At 41.3% G+C, this 20,616-nt stretch carries 14 protein-coding genes and 1 pseudogene; 12 read left to right on the top strand and 3 right to left on the bottom strand.

Annotation, left to right across the window (positions count from 1 at the left end; all coding sequences use genetic code 11):
- Window positions 1–203 precede the first annotated feature (203 nt).
- The 8 genes and pseudogenes from HMPREF0851_RS06835 (at window position 204) to HMPREF0851_RS06800 (ending at window position 8,643) form a co-directional block, all read left to right on the top strand.
- Window positions 204–1,664 (top strand): aminotransferase class I/II-fold pyridoxal phosphate-dependent enzyme, encoded by a 1,461-nt coding sequence (locus HMPREF0851_RS06835; protein ID WP_000660994.1) that lies wholly within the window; start codon window positions 204–206, stop codon window positions 1,662–1,664.
- Complete coding sequence (gene speE / locus HMPREF0851_RS06830) at window positions 1,665–2,525, top strand: polyamine aminopropyltransferase (RefSeq protein ID WP_000366713.1); 861 nt, start codon at window positions 1,665–1,667, stop codon at window positions 2,523–2,525.
- On the top strand, window positions 2,522–3,781 hold the full coding sequence (locus HMPREF0851_RS06825; RefSeq protein ID WP_000088758.1) for a saccharopine dehydrogenase family protein: 1,260 nt from the start codon (window positions 2,522–2,524) through the stop codon (window positions 3,779–3,781). The genes speE and HMPREF0851_RS06825 overlap by 4 nt, the downstream gene beginning before the upstream one ends.
- Window positions 3,781–4,908, top strand: coding sequence for a carboxynorspermidine decarboxylase (gene nspC, locus HMPREF0851_RS06820; protein WP_000764392.1), 1,128 nt, complete (start codon window positions 3,781–3,783; stop codon window positions 4,906–4,908). The genes HMPREF0851_RS06825 and nspC overlap by 1 nt, the downstream gene beginning before the upstream one ends.
- Complete coding sequence (aguA, locus tag HMPREF0851_RS06815; protein WP_000610893.1) at window positions 4,905–5,990, top strand: agmatine deiminase; 1,086 nt, start codon at window positions 4,905–4,907, stop codon at window positions 5,988–5,990. The genes nspC and aguA overlap by 4 nt, the downstream gene beginning before the upstream one ends.
- Before the next feature lie 9 nt (window positions 5,991–5,999).
- Window positions 6,000–6,875, top strand: coding sequence for an N-carbamoylputrescine amidase (gene aguB, locus HMPREF0851_RS06810; protein ID WP_001246746.1), 876 nt, complete (start codon window positions 6,000–6,002; stop codon window positions 6,873–6,875).
- Between the two features lie 190 nt (window positions 6,876–7,065).
- Window positions 7,066–7,767 (top strand): response regulator transcription factor, encoded by a 702-nt coding sequence (locus tag HMPREF0851_RS06805; RefSeq protein WP_000101112.1) that lies wholly within the window; start codon window positions 7,066–7,068, stop codon window positions 7,765–7,767.
- Window positions 7,764–8,643 (top strand): annotated as a pseudogene (locus HMPREF0851_RS06800) (sensor histidine kinase). The gene HMPREF0851_RS06805 and the pseudogene HMPREF0851_RS06800 overlap by 4 nt, the downstream one beginning before the upstream one ends.
- 39 nt (window positions 8,644–8,682) lie before the next feature.
- On the opposite strand, the gene HMPREF0851_RS06795 reads toward HMPREF0851_RS06800, so the two are convergent.
- The 3 genes from HMPREF0851_RS06795 to HMPREF0851_RS06785 form a co-directional block, all read right to left on the bottom strand.
- Window positions 8,683–9,435 (bottom strand): ABC transporter permease, encoded by a 753-nt coding sequence (locus tag HMPREF0851_RS06795; protein WP_000581957.1) that lies wholly within the window; start codon window positions 9,433–9,435, stop codon window positions 8,683–8,685.
- Window positions 9,436–9,445: 10 nt separating this feature from the next.
- Window positions 9,446–10,354 (bottom strand): ATP-binding cassette domain-containing protein, encoded by a 909-nt coding sequence (locus HMPREF0851_RS06790; RefSeq protein WP_000859642.1) that lies wholly within the window; start codon window positions 10,352–10,354, stop codon window positions 9,446–9,448.
- A 141-nt stretch (window positions 10,355–10,495) separates the two neighbouring features.
- A complete protein-coding gene (locus HMPREF0851_RS06785; protein ID WP_000593594.1) occupies window positions 10,496–11,305 on the bottom strand; it encodes a Cof-type HAD-IIB family hydrolase in 810 nt (269 codons plus the stop codon).
- Between the two features lie 218 nt (window positions 11,306–11,523).
- Here HMPREF0851_RS06785 and HMPREF0851_RS06780 point away from each other — a divergent pair, with 218 nt between their 5' ends.
- From HMPREF0851_RS06780 to HMPREF0851_RS06765, 4 genes are all read left to right on the top strand, one after another.
- On the top strand, window positions 11,524–12,195 hold the full coding sequence (locus HMPREF0851_RS06780) for a CPBP family intramembrane glutamic endopeptidase (protein WP_000746014.1): 672 nt from the start codon (window positions 11,524–11,526) through the stop codon (window positions 12,193–12,195).
- A gap of 128 nt (window positions 12,196–12,323) precedes the next feature.
- Window positions 12,324–15,599 (top strand): ATP-dependent nuclease subunit B, encoded by a 3,276-nt coding sequence (gene rexB / locus HMPREF0851_RS06775; RefSeq protein WP_000772315.1) that lies wholly within the window; start codon window positions 12,324–12,326, stop codon window positions 15,597–15,599.
- Complete coding sequence (addA, locus tag HMPREF0851_RS06770; RefSeq protein ID WP_000802632.1) at window positions 15,596–19,246, top strand: helicase-exonuclease AddAB subunit AddA; 3,651 nt, start codon at window positions 15,596–15,598, stop codon at window positions 19,244–19,246. Before rexB ends, addA begins: the two co-directional genes overlap by 4 nt.
- A 17-nt stretch (window positions 19,247–19,263) precedes the next feature.
- Window positions 19,264–20,442, top strand: a complete 1,179-nt coding sequence (locus HMPREF0851_RS06765) for a hypothetical protein (protein ID WP_000174762.1) — start codon at window positions 19,264–19,266, stop codon at window positions 20,440–20,442.
- The last annotated feature ends 174 nt before the right edge of the window (window positions 20,443–20,616 follow it).

Here is a 20,616-nt window from a genome sequence, read left to right as displayed (position 1 = left end):
TCATCTTGTGAAACGATCAATAAAGTACGTAATATTTGCTACTAGAGAGTTAGGAAACATCGGGAACAGACATACTCAAAAGAAACAAACATAAAAACGTCAGAAGATTGCAGAGCAGGTGAAAACCTGCTCTTTTTTCATAAGTCAACCTTTAGTCGCCTTTATCTTCTTGAGGCGCTACAAATACGATAAAGGAGCATGTCTTGAAAGAGTTAGATCAAAACCAAGCCCCAATATATGAAGCCTTGGTGAAGTTACGCAAGAAACGGATTGTTCCCTTTGATGTTCCAGGTCACAAGCGTGGACGGGGAAATCCAGAACTTGTCGAACTGCTAGGTGAAAAATGTGTAGGCATTGACGTCAACTCCATGAAACCCTTGGACAATTTAGGTCATCCCATCTCTATTATCAGGGATGCAGAAGAATTAGCTGCGGATGCATTTGGAGCTGCCCATGCCTTTCTCATGATTGGTGGAACAACTTCATCGGTACAGACTATGATTCTGTCAACTTGTAAGACTGGAGATAAGATTATTCTTCCGAGAAATGTCCATAAATCTGCCATCAATGCGCTGGTTCTATGTGGTGCTATTCCCATCTATATCGAGATGAGTGTGGATTCTAAGATTGGTATCGCTTTAGGTCTTGAAAATGACCGAGTAGCTAAGGCCATAAAGGAGCATCCAGATGCCAAGGCCATTTTGATTAACAATCCTACTTACTACGGAATCTGTTCAGACCTAAGGGGATTGACAGAAATGGCTCATGAAGCTGGCATGCTGGTTTTAGTAGATGAAGCCCACGGAGCGCATTTGCATTTTACAGATAAATTGCCAATTTCTGCTATGGATGCAGGTGCTGATATGGCAGCAGTCTCCATGCATAAGTCTGGTGGGAGTTTGACCCAAAGTTCGCTTCTTTTAATCGGGGAGCAGATGAATCCTGAATACGTTCGTCAGATTATCAACCTGACCCAGTCAACATCCGCCTCTTATTTGTTGATGGCTAGTTTGGATATTTCACGTCGCAACTTGGCCCTTCGTGGTAAAGAGTCGTTTGAGAAAGTCATTGAGCTATCCGAGTACGCTCGCCGTGAAATCAATGCCATTGGCGGTTACTATGCTTACTCAAAAGAGTTAATAGACGGAGTGTCTGTTTGTGATTTTGACGTAACCAAGCTGTCAGTTTACACTCAGGGTATTGGCTTAACAGGTATCGAGGTTTATGACCTCCTACGAGACGAATACGATATTCAAATTGAATTTGGTGATATTGGCAATATCTTGGCTTATATTTCAATTGGTGACCGCATCCAAGACATCGAGCGCTTGGTTGGTGCTCTTGCTGATATCAAGAGACTCTATTCAAGAGATGGGAAAGACTTGATAGCAGGAGAATATATCCAGCCCGAGTTAGTGCTGTCTCCGCAAGAAGCCTTCTATTCAGAGAGAAAAAGTTTGACATTGAACGAATCTGTCGGACAAGTTTGTGGAGAATTTGTCATGTGCTATCCTCCAGGAATTCCTATCTTGGCTCCTGGTGAACGCATTACACGTGAAATTGTGGATTATATCCAATTTGCCAAGGAACGTGGTTGTTCCCTCCAAGGGACGGAAGATCCTGAGATCAATCACATCAACGTCATTAAGAGAAAGGAGAACTAGATGGATTTATGGTTTTCTGAAGTTCATACTCCAGATGTGAAATTGTCCCTGAGAACAGCCAAGCAACTCTACGCTGGTAAAAGTGAATGGCAGGATATCGAGGTTCTTGACACTCCAGCTTTTGGAAAGATTTTGATTTTAAATGGGCACGTCTTGTTCTCAGATGCGGATGATTTTGTCTACAATGAAATGACAGTTCATGTTCCCATGGCTGTGCATCCCAATCCCAAGAAAGTCTTGGTTATTGGGGGTGGTGACGGAGGTGTTGCCCAAGTTTTAACACTCTATCCTGAACTGGAGCAAATCGATATTGTGGAACCAGATGAGATGTTGGTTGAAGTCTGTCGTGAGTATTTCCCAGATTTTGCTGCAGGGTTAGATGATCCTCGTGTTACCATTTACTATCAAAATGGGCTACGCTTTTTGCGAAACTGCGAAGATGATTACGATATCATTATCAACGATGCGACAGATCCATTTGGACATACGGAAGGGCTCTTTACCAAGGAATTTTACGGAAATAGTTACAGAGCCTTGAAAGAGGACGGTATCATGATATACCAGCATGGTAGTCCTTTCTTTGACGAAGATGAGTCGGCTTGCCGAAGCATGCACCGTAAGGTTAATCAAGCCTTTCCAATTAGTCGGGTCTACCAAGCCCACATCCCAACCAGTCCAGCTGGCTATTGGTTGTTTGGATTTGCATCGAAAAAATACCACCCTGTCAAAGATTTTGACAAGGAAGGCTGGAAAAAACGCCAGCTTTTCACAGAATACTATACTGCAAACTTACACGTGGGTGCCTTTATGTTGCCCAAGTATGTTGAGGACATTTTAGAAGAAGAGGAAGGAAAAAAATGAGTCGTTTATTAGTTATCGGATGTGGGGGCGTTGCCCAAGTTGCTATTTCAAAGATTTGTCAAGATAGCGAAACATTTACAGAAATTATGATTGCTAGCCGTACCAAGTCAAAATGCGATGACTTGAAAGCTAAATTAGAAGGCAAAACAAATACTAAGATTGAAACAGCATCTCTTGATGCTGACAAGGTTGAAGAAGTGATTGCCCTGATTGAAAGCTACAAACCAGAAGCTGTTTTGAACGTAGCTTTACCATATCAAGATTTAACAATTATGGACGCTTGTTTGGCAACAGGTGTTCACTATATCGACACAGCTAACTACGAGGCTGAGGATACAGAAGACCCTGAATGGCGTGCTATTTATGAGAAACGTTGTAAGGAACTTGGTTTTACAGCCTACTTTGACTACTCATGGCAATGGGCTTATCAGGAAAAATTCAAAGAAGCTGGCTTGACCGCTCTGCTTGGTTCTGGTTTTGACCCAGGTGTGACCAGTGTTTTCTCAGCTTATGCTCTCAAACATTATTTTGATGAAATCCACTATATCGACATTTTAGACTGTAATGGTGGTGACCACGGTTATCCATTTGCAACCAACTTTAACCCAGAAATCAATCTCCGTGAGGTTTCAGCACCAGGTTCTTACTGGGAAGATGGAAAATGGGTCGAAGTCAAAGCTATGTCTATCAAGCGCGAGTATGACTTCCCTCAAGTTGGACAAAAAGACATGTATCTCCTTCACCATGAAGAAATTGAATCATTGGCTAAGAACATTCCAGGCGTTAAACGCATTCGTTTCTTTATGACCTTTGGTCAATCTTACTTGACGCACATGAAATGTCTTGAAAATGTTGGACTCCTTCGTACGGATACCATTAACTTCAACGGCCAAGAAATTGTTCCAATTCAATTTTTAAAAGCTCTGCTTCCAGATCCTGCAAGCCTTGGTCCACGTACTGTTGGAAAAACAAATATCGGATGTATCTTTACAGGTGTCAAAGATGGAGTTGAAAAAACCATCTACATCTACAATGTTTGCGACCATCAGGAATGTTACGCAGAAGTTGGTTCACAAGCAATTTCTTACACGACAGGCGTTCCAGCCATGATTGGGACAAAATTAGTCATGAACGGTACTTGGAAACAAGCTGGAGTGTATAACCTTGAAGAATTGGATCCAGATCCATTCATGGAAGCTTTGAATGAGTATGGTTTACCTTGGGTTGTGGTTGAAAATCCACAAATGGTGGACTGATGAAGTTAGAACAAGTACCAACACCAGCCTATGTTGTTGACTTAGCAAAGTTAGAAGCCAATTGCCGCATTCTACAATATGTACAAGAAGAAGCTGGTTGCAAGGTTTTGCTTGCCCAGAAGGCATATTCCCTTTACAAAACCTATCCCTTGATTAGCCAGTATCTATCAGGTACAACTGCAAGTGGTCTCTACGAGGCCAAATTAGCAAGGGAAGAATTTCCTGGCGAAGTCCATGTTTTTGCACCTGCTTTCAAGGATGAGGACATGGAGGAATTGCTTGAGATAACAGACCATATCGTTTTTAATTCTGAGAGACAGTTGCGTAAGCATGGTTCGCGTTGTCGTGAGGCTGGTATCAGTGTTGGTTTACGTCTCAATCCCCAATGTTCAACTCAGGGTGATCACGCGCTCTATGACCCTTGTGCACCAGGTTCTCGTTTTGGCGTGATACTAGATAAAATTCCTAGTGATTTGTTGGATTTGGTGGATGGTCTTCATTTTCACACCCTTTGCGAGCAGGGAGCAGATGATTTACAGACAACTTTGAAAGCAGTAGAAGAGCAGTTTGGTTCCTATTTGCATCACGTTAAATGGCTCAATATGGGGGGCGGACACCACATCACAAGAGAAGGTTACGATGTGGATTTGCTGATTTCAGAAATCAAGCGTATCCGAGAAACTTATAATCTTGAAGTCTATATCGAGCCGGGTGAAGCCATTGCGCTCAATGCGGGTTATCTAGCAACTGAGGTATTGGATATTGTAGAAAACGGTATGGAAATCTTGGTTTTAGATGCTTCCGCGACCTGTCATATGCCTGATGTACTTGAGATGCCCTATCGTCCACCTTTGAGAAATGGCTATGAAGCACAAGAAAAAGCCCATACCTATAGACTTTCTTCCAATACCTGTCTGACGGGCGATGTGATTGGTGATTATAGCTTTGAAAATCCAGTCCAAATCGGAGACAGACTTTATTTCGAAGACATGGCTATTTATTCTTTTGTCAAAAATAATACCTTTAACGGTATTGGCTTGCCGAGTCTCTATATCATGGATGAAAATGGAGATTGTGACTTGGTCAAGGATTTTGGTTATCAAGACTTTAAAGGGAGATTATCATGATAAACAGTCCAAAAAAATTAGGCTATCGCATGCCAGCAGAGTACGAACCCCATCATGGTACCCTCATGATATGGCCTACAAGACCAGGATCTTGGCCTTATCAAGGTAAGGCAGCTAAAAAGGCTTTTAGCCAGATTATAAAAACCATAGCAGAAGGGGAAACCGTTTATCTCTTGGTGGAGCAAGACTATCTATCTGAAGCCCAAGACTACCTTGGAGATAGCGTTATTTATCTAGACATTCCCACCAATGATGCCTGGGCCCGTGATACAGGTCCGACTATTCTTGTCAATGATAAATGCCAGAAATTAGCCGTGGATTGGTCTTTTAATGCTTGGGGTGGAGCTGTAGATGGTCTATACCAAGACTATGAAGATGATGACCAAGTAGCCAGTCGTTTTGCTGAAGAGTTGGAAATGCCTGTTTACGATGCCAAGCCTTTTGTCCTAGAAGGCGGAGCGATACATAGCGATGGTCAAGGAACCATTCTTGTGACTGAAAGTTGCTTGCTTAGTTCTGGTCGCAATCCTCACCTGACTAAAGAGGAAATCGAGAATACCTTATTAGAGTGCCTTGGAGCTGAAAAAGTTATCTGGCTTCCTTATGGTATTTATCAGGATGAAACCAATGAACACGTTGACAACGTTGCTGCCTTTGTTGGTCCTGCTGAGCTTGTCTTGGCTTGGACGGACGACGAAAGTGATTCTCAGTATACCATGTCAAAAGCAGATCTCGAACTCTTAGAGCAAGAGACAGATGCAAAAGGTCGTCACTTCACCATTCATAAATTGCCTATCCCTGCAGTTCGTCAAGTTGTGACAGAAGAGGATTTGCCAGGCTACATCTATGAAGAAGGAGAAGAAGAGCGATACGCAGGTGAACGACTAGCAGCTTCCTACGTAAACTTTTATATCGCCAACAAGGTTGTCCTTGTTCCCCAGTTTGAAGATGTCAACGACCAAGTAGCCTTGGAAATCCTCAGCAAGTGTTTCCCAGACCGTAAAGTTGTCGGAATTCCAGCTAGAGATATTCTCTTAGGTGGTGGCAATATCCACTGTATCACCCAACAAATCCCAGAATAGGAGAAAAAGATGAGAAATGTAAGAGTTGCAGCCATTCAGATGCAATGTGCCAAGGATGTAACAACAAATATCCAAACCGCAGAGCGTTTAGTACGTCAGGCTGCAGAACAAGGCGCCCAAATCATTCTCTTACCGGAGTTGTTTGAACGTCCTTATTTTTGTCAGGAACGTCAGTATGACTACTACCAGCATGCCCAATCCGTAGCAGAAAATACTGCCATTCAGCATTTTAAGGTGATTGCTAAGGAACTACAGGTTGTTTTACCGATCAGTTTCTATGAAAAAGATGGCAATGTCTTGTATAACTCTATTGCCGTCATTGATGCAGATGGGGAAGTGCTGGGCGTTTATCGGAAAACTCACATACCAGATGACCATTATTATCAAGAAAAATTTTATTTCACACCTGGCAACACAGGTTTCAAGGTCTGGGATACTCGCTATGCTAAGATTGGGATCGGTATCTGTTGGGATCAATGGTTCCCTGAAACAGCCCGTTGTCTCGCATTAAATGGGGCAGAATTGCTCTTTTATCCAACTGCTATTGGCTCTGAGCCTATCCTAGATAAGGACAGTTGTGGTCATTGGCAACGTACCATGCAAGGACACGCAGCAGCTAATATTGTTCCAGTCATTGCAGCCAATCGCTATGGCTTTGAAGAAGTCACTCCAAGTGAGGAAAATGGTGGACAGTGTTCCAGTCTTGACTTCTACGGTTCCTCCTTTATGACGGATGAAACAGGAGCTATTTTAGAACGAGCTGAAAGACAAGAAGAAACTGTTCTGTTAGCTACTTATGACCTAGACAAGGGAGCAAGCGAACGCCTAAACTGGGGCTTGTTTCGAGATAGAAGACCCGAAATGTATCAACGCATTACGGACTAGTAGGGGAAAAATGAGAGATTCATTCTGCTAGACTCGTTTTCACTAGCAACTATAAGGATACAATGTTATCTAGCAAGTGGATTTTACATTTTAACCCTCTAAGGCTTTCTCGCGCTTTGATGCGAGGAGCTTTTCTGTTTAAGCTTTATCAATAAAACATGCTATAATAGTTGCAGAAAGGTTGGTATTTATGGCTAGGATATTGGTTATTGAAGACAATAGTGACATTCAAGAAATTTTGCGAACACTTCTTACTGAGGAGCATGAAGTGATTCAAGCCTTTTCAGGAACTGAAGGAATCATGCTTTTTGACCAAGGTGGGATTGACCTCGTTTTGTTAGATATCATGCTTCCTGGGAAAAATGGTGATCAGGTTTTAAAAGCCATCAGGAAACAAAGCCAAACTCCAGTCATTATGCTAACGGCTTTGAGCGATAAGAAGTTAATCAGTCAATACCTCTTAGACGGTGCCAATGATTACATAGTCAAACCTTTTGATTTGGACGAAGTCTTTGCTAGAGTTACTGTTCAATTACGCCAAAGTGCAGAAAAACAGCCTATGGAAATAGGAAAAACTGAAAATCTGCCACAAAACTTGAAAAATATCCAGTTTGATGCGGAAAGTTTTGAAATCAAAAATAGCCAGGAAACGATTCGTCTTGCTAAGAAAGAATGCTTGATTCTCCAAACTCTCCTCAAACATCCAAAGAAAATCTTCACCAAGGAAGAACTTTATGAATTGGTCTGGGAGGATAGCTACCTACCTGGAGATAATACTCTCAATACGCATTTGAGTAATCTTCGTAAAAAATTAAACCAGCTTGATCCAAATCAAGAATATATTGAAACCATCTGGGGAGTTGGTGTAAGATTAAAAGGAGACAAGCAATGACCTACATGATAATTTTTGTTCTACTGGTACTCCTAATTATTTTATCGATTCTATTAATTCGCTACCATCTAGCACTTAAAAACCTGAGTCAACAGATTGAAGACAAGATTCTCACGGGTAGTATGAAAAGAGTCGGAGTCAGCATTTTTTCCAAACATTTTTTTACAACTCTACCAGCAGATTGAGAATTTATTTCAAGAAGTGGAACAATCTCGATTGGTTATGAAAAGGGAAAAGCAGACTCTGGATATGGCCATCAGCAATATCGCTCATGATATTCGGACGCCTCTGACTATCGCTTCAGGTTACACCCAACAATTGATAAAGTCTCCTGAAGACAAAGCAGAAACCTTACAAAAAATAGCCCAGCATCTTGATTTAGTTTCCAAACGTTTGGAGGCTCTCCTAGAATATCGTCGTTTGATGGAAGGAGCTGTCAAACCGAAACTGGAAGAAATAGATCTCTCAACTTTTATCACCAAAAAGACTTTGGCTTATTATGATGTTTTTCAGTCGGCAAATATCATGCTTGATTTTAAGGTTGAAACTGGTCTGAAAATGAGGACTGATGAAGACTTGCTGGATCGAATTTTACAAAATCTGCTTGGAAATGTCCTCAAACATGGCAAGGAAGAAGCGCGGCTATCTTTGAGAAAGGAAAAGGAACAGCTTGTCTTAGAGATTGCAAACCTTGTTAAACAGCCCATCAAAAGAATAGAAAATCTCAGCAACCGTTTTTATTCGGAAAATCTATCAGACACGGAAGAATCCTCTGGTTTAGGCCTTTATATCACTGAGGAATTATGTCATCTTCTTGGTGCAGAGATGAAACTAAGCACAGATGGGCAATGGTTGTCGGTTTTCATTTACTTTTAACGAAATAAACCTCCTCTGTAGGCTAGAGGAGGTCATTTTTTATAGACTTTTCTTTTTGAAAACTGCCAATCCACTTAGATTAAAGATTACGATAACAACTAAAGTAACTATAAGGGTATAGAAAATTGATTCACTATTAGCAGTCATAGCATAGAAAAACTGCAATGATAAATATGGCAAAATTTTGATACTTGGGAAGATGAGCATTGGCATAGAAAGGATGATAGAGCTGACCAAATAACCAATAAATACCGCAAGATAAGAATGACTAACATAGAGAATGAAGGAAACAATGGAAAGCCAAGCTAGAAGGCAAAGAAATTGAAGGGAAATGGTTATCAGTAGATTGCCGATAAAGCCATCAGGCATGGTTCCAAATCCATTTAAGATAGTTGCTGGAATAAAGGCAATCACAAGACTGATGATAAGTTGCAAAAGTGCAATACAAGCCACTACAAAGGATTTGGCAAGGAAAAACTCTGTACGAGAACCCCCTACTGTCAAACTATTTTTATAGAGCTTTCCGATTAAATCAACACCGAGAACTAGACAAGTTAGAACAATACAGAGAAAAACGAGGTTTGAACCTTGACTAGATGCGTTGATCAGGGCTTGTACACCGTCCCAGCCATGGGTTGGAATTTCTGGTTCTTCTGTCTGGATTGCCATCAGATGGCCAGTAGCCCCAAAAATAGCCCCCATTAACATGAGTATAAAGAGAATGAATTCTGTAATCCAGAATCCTTTGGAACGGAAAAGACGGTAAAAGTCTGCTTGAATGGTATGTATCATGATTTTCCTCCTATTGGACCAATTGAGTGAAGTATTCTTCTAGGTTTTGACGGGCATAGTAAATCTCGTCAATGGCAACATCTGCCAAGGTTAATTCTTTGAGAATCTGTTTGACATCTTGTTCCTGACCAAAGATGTGGATTTCGTTCTCAGGATTGACAACCTTGAACTGGAGCTGGATTTGTTCTTTCAATACTTGACAAGCTTTCTCTTGGTCGGCTGTCTTAAGCACAATATAATCCTCACTTAGTGTTTCAAATTCAGCTTTGCTGATTTCACGAATAATCTTGCCTTGATCTAAAATACCAAAACGATTAGCTACGAGGTAGAGTTCTGACAAGATATGGCTAGAGATGAGAATGGTGATCCCTTTTTCTTGATTGAGCCGTTGAATCATCAGACGAAATTCTTTGATACCGATTGGGTCGAGACCATTGATAGGTTCATCTAAGATTAGGAAGTCTGGTTTGGATAGGAGGGCAATGGCAATACCAAGTCTTTGTTTCATTCCTAGCGAGAAATCACGAAAGACTTTCTTACCTGTATCTGACAAACCTACATAGTCTAGTGTTTCTCGAATGACTTGATCAGCATTTGGAATATGACGAATCATACAGTAATATTTCAGATTTTGATAAGCTGTTAAGTGATTATGAGCTACGGGTGATTCTATCACTGAACCTACTCGAGATAGAGCCTTGGTCCACTCATTTTCCGACTTACTAGAAAAGAGGGAAACAGTTCCTTTATCCGCAAACAGTAGTTGCGTAATGATTTTTATCAAGGTGGTTTTCCCAGCTCCGTTCTTCCCGATAAGTCCATAAATATCTCCCTCTCTTATCGTTAGATGAAGATCCTGAAGGATAGCTTGTTTGTCAAAGTTTTTGGACAATCCATGAATGTCAAGTACTGTTTTCATGATTCTCTCCTTTTGATTTATTTTGATAACTTTAGTATAAAGCATAGAAATCAAAGAAAGCTCAAGGATTTCTAAAGAGTTTCTAAAGTTTTAGGCATGCTTAAATATCAAAACCCAGTTGACACGAACTGGGCTTCTTAATTATAAAATATATTTCTCAATAGCACGCGCAACGCCGTCTTCTTCGTTGCTTGCTGTAACGGCATCCGCAAGAGATTTGACATAATCGCTGGCATTTCCCATAGCAATGCCAAGCCCTGCAAACTGGAGCATTTCGATATCGTTATTAGCATCGCCCATGGCCATAATCTCTGAGGAATCAATCTTCAAAATTTCTGCCAGTCGAGAAAGAGCAGTAGCCTTTGTCGTACCAAGTGGCATAGCTTCATAAATGACAGGCTGCGAACGAACTCCACTGAATCGTTGGCAGAGTTCCTCAGCAAAACGCTCTTCAAAATCATCTGTTTGTTCTTTTGTTCCCAAAAACATACCTTGGAACATACGATACTTACCACTAGTCGCTTCCTCAAAAGAAATTTCAGTCAGGTCTGAAAAAACTAGTTTGGCGTCATTTTGGATGACTTGATTGGGCTTGCCACCGAGGACAAAATAATGTTCCTCATCAAAAAGGGTCAACTGAACATCACTTTTTTCAGCTAGGTCATAGAGGTATTCGATGTCAGATGGACTGAGTTCTTGCCAGTCAACTAATCCCCAGTCACTGGTCTGGTGGGTTGAGCAACCGTTATTGACAATGACATACTCATTCTGGAGGTCCAGCCCCAGTTTTTTATAGTAGGGAAGGACACCGAAAAGCGGGCGACCCGTACAGAGAACCAGTTTGACACCTTTTTCAATGGCTTGGTGAATAGCAGTAATGTGAGCTTGTGGAATTTCCTTAGCTTCATTGAGGAGGGTTCCATCCATATCCAAGGCTAGTAGTTTAATCATAGGTTTTCCTTCTTTATCTTTTGGTATTATTATAGCATATTTTTGAGAAGAAATTGATAAGAAGCTTGGGACTAAGTGATTTTACAGTTTAGGATGCTTTGAGGGCAATTCATGATTTGAAGAGGATATTTTGAAAAGATATGCTATACTAAACTTGTTATACAGTTAAGTAAATCATTATATTCAATAATCTAGTCAAGGAAAACAGAGGGTTTAATATGAAAAAACGGATTATTCAGATTTTACTAGCATTGTCCTTAATTTTTTACAAATCAACATGGTTTTGGGGGCTTTTCAATCACCTCGCAAAGCCTTATCTACCAGCAAGTCGTGAATTTTTTCAGATTCTTCTTTTGATGGAGAGTGGAGTTCTTTTCTTAGCGGTCATCTACCTACTAGTTTTTGCAGGAAAGCAAACTTTTCATTTTAAGTGGCAGTTGAGGTACTTTATCTACCTTTTACTGGGCTACATCATTTCATATATGTCTGATCTCCTCTTTTCGTATTTCATATCCACGCCTTCAAATCAGATTTCTTTGAATGAAACGGTAGAAATGATGGGACGACAGGAGTTCCCTTATTTCTTGCTCATCGTTTGCTTCATCGCCCCTATTGCTGAGGAATTGATTTATCGCGGTGTGCTTATGACAACCTTTTTCAAAAACTCACCTTGGTACGGAGATGTTTTGCTTTCTGCTATTATTTTCGGTTATATTCATATCAATTTTGCTTTAACTCCTCTTGCTTTTTTCATTTATGCTAGTGGAGGTTTTATTTTGGCTCTATTATATCGCATGACTAAAAATCTCTACTATCCAATACTAGTTCATATTCTCATTAATATCACTGCCTTTTGGGACGTGTGGTTACTCCTATTTTCAGGAAGTTAGCTTAATAAAATAATGTCGGAACTTTCCGGCATTTTCTTTTCAACGGATGAGCAAGAACTGATTATTTACAGACTTGGGTGGCTAATCATGGTATAATAAAAGGTAATGAAAATTGCAACGAGGCAGAGATGAAATTACTTTATACTGATATTCGGACTTCTTTAACAGAAATTCTAACTAGAGAGGCAGAAGAGCTAGTTGCTGCTGGCAAGCGGATCTTCTATATCGCTCCTAACTCTCTTTCTTTTGAAAAGGAACGTGCCGTGCTGGAATGCTTGTCCCAGCAGGCTTCTTTTGCGATTACCGTCACGCGCTTTGCGCAGATGGCTCGTTATCTGGTCTTAAATGATTTGCCTGCTAAAACCAGTCTAGATGACATTGGACTTGGGATGGTCTTTTATAAATGCCTTGTTGAACTTGATCCTAAGGATTTACGTGTTTATGGAGCTATCAAGCAGGATCCTCAATTTATCCAGCAGTTGATTGAGCTTTATCATGAGATAGCGACTGCTCAGATGAACTTTTTGGACTTGGAAAGCTTGACTGATGAGGATAAGCGAGCGGATTTGCTCTTGATTTTTGAGAAAGTAACGGCCTATCTCAATCAAGGCCAGTTAGCTCAGGGAAGTCAGTTGTCCCATTTGATTGAGGCTATTGAGGATGACAAAGTTAGTAGTGATTTCACTCAAATTGCTTTAGTCATTGATGGATTTACCCGTTTTTCTGCTGAGGAAGAGCGAATCGTGGATCTACTTCATGGCAAGGGTGTTGAGATTGTCATTGGGGCTTATGCTAGTAAGAAAGCTTATGCCAGTCCTTTTCGCGAGGGCAATCTCTACCAAGCTAGTGTGGAGTTTCTCCATCATCTGGCCTCTAAATACCAAACTCCTGCTCAGGATTATTCTCAAACTCATGAGAAGATGGATAGTTTTGACAAGGCCTCTCGTTTGCTGGAGTCTTCTTATGACTTTTCAGAACTCACTTTGGATGTCGATGAGAAGGATCGTGAAAACTTACAAATCTGGTCTTGTTTGACGCAAAAAGAAGAGTTGGAGTTGGTAGCCCGTAGCATCCGTCAGAAATTACATGCCAATCCAGACCTGAGTTACAAGCATTTCCGTATTCTCTTAGGTGATGTGCCTTCTTATCAATTATCTCTAAAAACGATTTTTGACCAGTATCAGATTCCTTTCTATCTTGGTAGAAGCGAATCCATGGCGCATCATCCCTTGACTCAGTTTGTCGAGTCTATTTTAGCTTTAAAACGCTATCGTTTCCGTCAGGAAGATTTGATTAATCTCCTCAGAACTGGTTTATATACCGACCTTAATCAGTCTGATATTGATGCTTTTGAGCAATATATCCGCTATCTTGGCATCAATGGCTTACCAGCCTTTCAGCAAACCTTTACCAAATCCCACCATGGGAAATTTAGTCTTGAGCGTTTGAATGCTCTTCGTCTGCGTATTTTAACCCCTCTTGAAACCCTCTTTACCAGTCGAAAACAAAAGACTGAAAATCTCCTACAAAAATGGAATGTCTTTCTAAAAGAGGGAGCGGTGACCAAGCAGTTGCAAGATTTGACAGCCACTATGGAAGCCCTAGAACAGGAAAGACAAGCCGAAGTTTGGAAGGCTTTCTGTCATGTTTTAGAACAATTTGCGACTGTTTTTGCTGGTTCACAGGTTAGTCTAGAGGACTTCTTAGCCTTGCTCCATTCTGGAATGAGTTTGTCCCAATACCGTACCATTCCAGCAACAGTGGACACTGTTCTAGTGCAGAGTTACGATTTGATTGCGCCCTTAACAGCTGACTTTGTCTATGCCATTGGTCTGACTCAGGACAATTTACCAAAAATCGCGCAAAACACCAGTCTTTTGACAGATGAAGAAAGGCAAAACCTAAACCAAGAGACTGAAGAGGGAGCACAATTGCTGATTGCCAGCAGTGAAAATCTCAAGAAAAATCGCTATACCATGATTTCCTTGGTCAATTCTGCTCGTAAGCAGTTGGTCTTGTCGGCTCCAAGCCTTTTTAATGAAAGTGAAAGTAAGGAATCAACCTATCTTCAAGAGCTGGTCCATTTTGGATTTAGTCGGAGAGAGAAGAGGATGAATCACAAAGGGCTGTCTAAGGAGGATATGGGGTCCTATCACAGTCTTTTGTCTAGTTTGGTTGCCTATCACCAGCAGGGTGAGATGAGTGAGACTGAGCAAGATTTGACCTTTGTCAAGGTTCTGGCTCGTGTGATGGGTAAAAAACTAAACCAGCACGGCCTTGCAAATCCAGCCCTACCAACAAGCCCAAGCAGTAAGCCCTTGACCAAGGATACCTTGCAAGCTCTCTATCCTGCAGAACAGGAGTTTTACCTGTCTACCTCTGGTTTGACGGAGTTTTACCGGAACCAATACAGTTATTTCCTCCGCTATGTTTTAGGCTTGCAGGAGGAATTACGCCTGCGTCCTGATGCCCGCAGTCACGGAAATTTCTTGCACCGAATTTTTGAACGTGCCTTGCAGTTGCCTGATGAAGATTCCTTTGACCACCGTCTAGAACAAGCTATTCAAGAAACCAGTCAAGAACGCGAATTTGAAGCTATTTATCAAGAAAGTTTGGAAGCCCAGTTTACCAAAGAAGTTCTTCTGGATGTTGCACGGACGACTGGACATATTCTCAGACACAATCCAGCCATCGAGACTATTAAAGAAGAGGCAAATTTTGGTGGAAAAGACCAAGCCTTTATTCAATTGGACAATGGTCGGAGTGTCTTTGTACGAGGTAAGGTTGACCGCATTGACCGCTTGAAAGCTGATGGGGCGATAGGAGTAGTAGACTACAAGTCTAGTCTAACTCAGTTCCAGTTTCCTCATTTCTTTAATGGTCTCAATTCTCAGTTGCCAACTTATCTAGCTGCCTTAAAAAGAGAAGGGGAGCAGAACTTTTTTGGTGCCATGTACTTGGAAATGGCTGAGCCTGTCCAATCTTTGATGGCCGTTAAAAGTCTGGCAGGTGCAGTAGTAGAAGCTAGCAAGTCAATGAAATACCAAGGCCTCTTTTTAGAAAAAGAAAGCAGTCATTTGGGTGAATTTTACAATAAAAATAAGGCCAATCAGCTGACGGATGAGGAATTTCAGCTCCTACTGGACTACAATGCCCAACTTTACAAGAAAGCAGCTGAGAAAATTTTAGAAGGTCAGTTCGCCATTAACCCTTATACTGAAAATGGCAGAAGTATTGCACCGTATGTTCAGCAACATCAAGCCATCACAGGATTTGAAGCCAATTACCACTTGGGCCAAGCCCGTTTTCTAGAAAAGTTGGACTTGGCTGACGGCAAGCGTCTTGTCGGAGAAAAACTCAAGCAAGCTTGGTTTGAAAAAATAAGAGAGGAGTTGAATCGATGAAGCCCATTCCCTTTTTAACTGAGGAAGAAATTCAAAAACTGCAAGAAGCAGAAGCGCATTCGGGCAAGAAACAAAAGAAAACTGCCGAGCAAATTGAAGCCATCTATACTTCTGGTCAGAATATTCTTGTCTCAGCGTCGGCTGGTTCTGGTAAAACCTTTGTCATGGCAGAGCGCATTCTAGATCAATTGGCGCGTGGTGTCGAAATTTCTCAACTCTTTATCTCAACCTTTACCGTCAAGGCTGCCACAGAGCTTAAGGAACGTTTGGAGAAAAAAATCAGCCAACAAATCCAAGAAACGAATGATGTCGAGCTCAAACAACACTTGGGTCGCCAGTTGGCAGACCTACCCAATGCTGCCATCGGAACCATGGACTCTTTCACACAAAAATTCCTTGGTAAACATGGCTATCTACTTGATATTGCGCCTAATTTCCGTATTTTACAAAACCAAAGCGAACAACTTCTTCTAAAAAATGAAGTCTTTCATGAGGTATTTGAAGCGCATTACCAAGGTAAACAGAAAGAGACCTTTAGTCATTTGCTGAAAAACTTTGCTGGACGTGGAAAAGATGAACGGGGGCTGCGCCAGCAAGTTTACAAAATTTATGACTTCCTCCAATCTACCAGTAATCCTCAGAAATGGTTAAGTGAATCTTTCCTCAAAGGCTTTGAGAAAGCTGATTTTACGAGTGAAAAAGAAAAACTGACTGAGCAAATCAAACAAACCCTTTGGGATTTGGAAAGCTTTTTCCGTTATCATCTGGATAATGATGCTAAGGAGTTTCCCAAGGCAGCTTATTTAGAAAATGTCCAGTTGATTCTGGATGAAATTGGTTCCTTGAATCAAGAGTCCGATAGTCAGGCTTACCAAACGGCGCTTGCGCGTGTTGTCGAAATTTCGAAAGAGAAAAACGGTCGGGCCCTGACTAATGCCAGTCGTAAGGCTGATTTGAAGCCACTGACCGATGCCTACAACGAAGAGAGAAAGACCCAATTTGCTAAACTAGGACAACTGTCAGACCAGATAACCATTCTCGACTATCAAGAACGTTATCATGGAGATACATGGGAACTAGCTAAGACTTTCCAAGCCTTCATGGGTGACTTTGTGGAGGCGTATCGTGAACGTAAGCGCCAGGAAAATACCTTTGAATTCGCTGATATCAGCCATTACACCATTGAGATTTTAGAGAAATTCCCGCAAGTCCGTGAGGCTTATCAGGATCGCTTCCACGAAGTCATGGTCGATGAGTATCAGGATACCAACCATATTCAAGAACGGATGCTGGAATTGCTGTCTAATGGCCACAATCGATTTATGGTGGGAGATATCAAGCAGTCCATCTACCGATTCCGTCAGGCAGATCCGCAGATTTTCAATGAGAAATTCCAACGCTATGCACAAGATTCCCAAGAAGGCAAGTTGATTCTCCTCAAGGAAAATTTCCGTAGTAGTTCAGAAGTGCTGTCAGCAACCAATGATGTTTTTGAACGTCTTATGGACCAAGAGGTTGGCGAAATCAACTATGATAACATGCACCAGCTTGTTTTTGCCAATACCAAACTGACTCCCAATCCAGACAACAAGGCAGAATTTCTCCTCTATGATAAGGACGACACAGGTGAGGAAGAAGAGGTGCAGGCAGAAACGAAATTAACAGGCGAAATGCGCTTGGTTATCAAGGAGATTCTGAAACTTCATCAGGAAAAAGGTGTTTCCTTTAAAGAAATTGCCCTTCTGACCTCCAGTCGCAGTCGTAATGACCAGATTCTCCTCGCCCTGTCTGAGTACGGAATTCCTGTCAAAACTGACGGAGAGCAAAACAATTATCTCCAATCCCTAGAAGTGCAAGTCATGCTAGATACCCTTCGTGTCATTCACAATCCTCTGCAAGACTACGCCTTGGTTGCTCTTATGAAGTCTCCAATGTTTGGTTTTGATGAGGACGAGTTAGCACGCTTGTCCCTTCAGAAAGCAGAGGATAAAATCCAAGAAAATCTCTATGATAAGCTAGTCAATGCACAAAAAATGGTAACAAGCCAGAAAAACTTGATTCACACGGCTCTAGTTGAGAAACTAAAGCAATTCATGGATATCTTGGCTTCTTGGCGCTTGTATGCCAAAACCCACTCCCTCTATGATTTGATTTGGAAGATTTATAACGACCGTTTTTACTACGATTATGTTGGGGCTTTGCCAAATGGTCCTGCTAGACAGGCCAATCTCTATGCCCTAGCTCTGCGTGCTGATCAATTTGAAAAGAGCAATTTCAAGGGCTTGTCCCGCTTTATTCGTATGATTGACCAAATCTTAGAAGCCCAACACGATTTGGCAAGCGTGGCCGTTGCACCGCCAAAAGATGCAGTTGAACTCATGACCATTCACAAGAGTAAAGGGCTAGAGTTTCCTTACGTCTTTATCCTCAATATGGATCAGGATTTTAACAAGCAAGACAGCATGTCAGAAGTCATTCTCAGCCGAAAAAATGGACTAGGTGTTAAGTATATTGCCAAAATGGAAACAGGAGCAGTGGAAGATCACTATCCGAAAACCATCAAACTCTCCATTCCTAGCCTGACCTATAGGCAGAATGAAGAGGAATTACAGCTGGCAAGCTATTCAGAGCAGATGCGTCTCCTTTATGTTGCCATGACGAGGGCTGAGAAAAAGCTCTATCTTGTCGGCAAGGGTTCTCGCGAAAAGCTGGAAGCCAAGGAATACCCAGCAGCTAAAAATGGAAAACTAAATAGCAATACTAGACTGCAAGCAAGGAATTTCCAAGATTGGATTTGGGCTATCAGTAAAGTGTTTGCTAAGGATCATCTCAACTTTAGCTATCGTTTTGTTGGAGAAGATCAGTTAACCAGAGAAGATATAGGAGAATTGGAAAACAAAAGTCCTCTCCAAGATAGCTCCCAGGCAGACAATCGCCAGTCAGAAACCATTAAGGAAGCTCTTGAAATGCTGAAAGAAGTGGAAGTTTATAATACTCTTCACCAGGCAGCTATTGAATTGCCAAGTGTTCAAACCCCAAGCCAAATCAAGAAATTCTACGAACCAGTTATGGATATGGAAGGTGTAGAGATTGCTAGTCGAGCCCAGTCAGTAGACAAGAAAATCAGCTTTGATTTGCCAGATTTTTCAACCAAAGAAAAGGTAACAGGAGCTGAGATTGGTAGTGCTACCCACGAACTCATGCAGAGAATTGACCTAAGTCACCGACCAACGCTTGCTAGCCTGACAGAAACTCTCAAACAAGTTCAAACCAGCCCAGCTGTCAGAGACAAGATTAATCTTGCTAAAATTCTAGCTTTCTTTGACACAGCACTCGGTCAGGAAATTCTTGCCAATACCGACCATCTCTATCGCGAGCAACCTTTCTCCATGCTCAAACGAGATCCAAAGAGTCAGGAAGATTTCGTTGTCCGTGGTATCCTTGATGGCTATCTACTTTACGAGGATAAAATCGTTCTGTTCGACTATAAGACAGACCGCTATGATAAACCAAGTCAACTCATAGATCGCTATCGTAGTCAATTATCCCTATACGGAGAGGCTTTATCTCGAGCCTATTCGATTGAAAATATTGAAAAATACTTAATTTTACTAGGTAAAAACGAGGTTCAAGTTGTAAAAGTATAATCTAGAAAGGAGACCTCATGACACTTCCAGTTAGAAAATCCCTACATGATGCGGTGTTACAGGCTTCAAAAGCGGATACTTGGGAACAAGCTACCAAGGAATGGAATGAAGTTTCCTTGATTTTTAACGGTATCGGCCGTAGCAATTGTGTCTGTGGGAATGCTATCAAATACGCTTACGAACTCTTTAACGGCGTCACAGGTCAACGCCTCTTTCCGATTGGTAGCGATTGTGTTCGACATTTTCATCGATTAAGCCTTGACCAGCAACTAGAAGAGGAAGAAAAACTGCTCAGAAAGGTCGAAAATCTAACCAGAAAAGCCCAGAAAAAGGAAAAAATCAAGATCAATAAAAGTGACTTTGACGAGCGTCTTCTAAAGTGGCTCTGGGAAAAAGGTGTTTTTAAACCCAATCGTGGAAATCAGTTCTCACCTGAGAAAGACTACCATCTCTTCCTAGAAGTCTTTCAAGGAGGAAGTTGGACCAAGGCAGAGCCAAAGAAAAAGGCTCGTATGGAAGAAGTCTTAGAAAAATGTATCAAACCCTTTTTACTTGGAAAGCCAGATGACCAACTCTACCTTGTCAAGCTAGGTAAGGAGAAAATTGACTACGAACAAGAACTCCGTATCCAGGCAGAAAAAGAGCGTAAGAAGAGGGATAAAATAGCTAAGCAATATGCAGACAATCTAGTTCTAGCCATGGGCCCAGCAGAGCGTGCCTATCAAGATTACTTTGGCTTTACAGAGACTCTGACTCAAGAAGAACGCAAGTGGGAGAAAATTCTTTTTGGTAAAAATCGAACAGAACGGGCTATCAAGGCCAAACAATACCAAAAAGAGCTGGAAAAAGACCAACGAATTGCTAGTCAGGATCCAATTGAAAGAAAGCAGAAGCAGACCTGGCTCCTCAATTCCTATTTTCGTGAGCTTCCTGAAGAAAAATCCCGATTTGCTCGGCTTTTATTAGAATATCGAAAAAGTGGTGAAGTACCCTTTTCAACCGCATACCTGTCAGATCCTCTCATCGACTTTTTCTATAAAATGAAAGCTTTTGAGTTTGAAATCGCACCAGAACAAGTTCGAGATTTTCTAAAAAAAAGCCTTCAGGCAGATCATCTCTCCTCAGCACAGGAAAGCTGGATAGAAGGAATTCTCCTCAACTGCCTCAAACCATTTTTAGAACGATTGCTAATATAAGTAACACCTACCGTGGAAATTCCATGGTAGGTTATATTTTATCCAAAAAGAAAATAGGAAATTACAAACCCTGCTCCTTCGTATTTTATATATAAAATAAAGTATGAAAGCGCAACTTAATTTTAAGACTTTTTTGTAAATTAAGAGTATAATTGAAGTGTATTACCTTTTTGT

Source organism: Streptococcus sp. M334, assembly GCF_000187745.1.
Lineage (GTDB): Bacteria > Bacillota > Bacilli > Lactobacillales > Streptococcaceae > Streptococcus.
Note: the sequence above shows the minus strand (reverse complement) of the source record. Positions and strands in the feature narration are given on the sequence as shown.

What these genes read in the sequence shown, in the direction of transcription:
- HMPREF0851_RS06765 (WP_000174762.1), top strand. Translation starts at nt 19,264, where the DNA reads ATGACACTTCCAGTTAGAAAATCCCTACATGATGCGGTGTTACAGGCT.
- HMPREF0851_RS06790 (WP_000859642.1), bottom strand. Translation starts at nt 10,354, where the DNA reads ATGAAAACAGTACTTGACATTCATGGATTGTCCAAAAACTTTGACAAA.
- speE (WP_000366713.1), top strand. Translation starts at nt 1,665, where the DNA reads ATGGATTTATGGTTTTCTGAAGTTCATACTCCAGATGTGAAATTGTCC.
- HMPREF0851_RS06825 (WP_000088758.1), top strand. Translation starts at nt 2,522, where the DNA reads ATGAGTCGTTTATTAGTTATCGGATGTGGGGGCGTTGCCCAAGTTGCT.
- aguA (WP_000610893.1), top strand. Translation starts at nt 4,905, where the DNA reads ATGATAAACAGTCCAAAAAAATTAGGCTATCGCATGCCAGCAGAGTAC.
- HMPREF0851_RS06805 (WP_000101112.1), top strand. Translation starts at nt 7,066, where the DNA reads ATGGCTAGGATATTGGTTATTGAAGACAATAGTGACATTCAAGAAATT.
- HMPREF0851_RS06780 (WP_000746014.1), top strand. Translation starts at nt 11,524, where the DNA reads ATGAAAAAACGGATTATTCAGATTTTACTAGCATTGTCCTTAATTTTT.
- aguB (WP_001246746.1), top strand. Translation starts at nt 6,000, where the DNA reads ATGAGAAATGTAAGAGTTGCAGCCATTCAGATGCAATGTGCCAAGGAT.
- HMPREF0851_RS06795 (WP_000581957.1), bottom strand. Translation starts at nt 9,435, where the DNA reads ATGATACATACCATTCAAGCAGACTTTTACCGTCTTTTCCGTTCCAAA.
- HMPREF0851_RS06785 (WP_000593594.1), bottom strand. Translation starts at nt 11,305, where the DNA reads ATGATTAAACTACTAGCCTTGGATATGGATGGAACCCTCCTCAATGAA.
- rexB (WP_000772315.1), top strand. Translation starts at nt 12,324, where the DNA reads ATGAAATTACTTTATACTGATATTCGGACTTCTTTAACAGAAATTCTA.
- nspC (WP_000764392.1), top strand. Translation starts at nt 3,781, where the DNA reads ATGAAGTTAGAACAAGTACCAACACCAGCCTATGTTGTTGACTTAGCA.
- addA (WP_000802632.1), top strand. Translation starts at nt 15,596, where the DNA reads ATGAAGCCCATTCCCTTTTTAACTGAGGAAGAAATTCAAAAACTGCAA.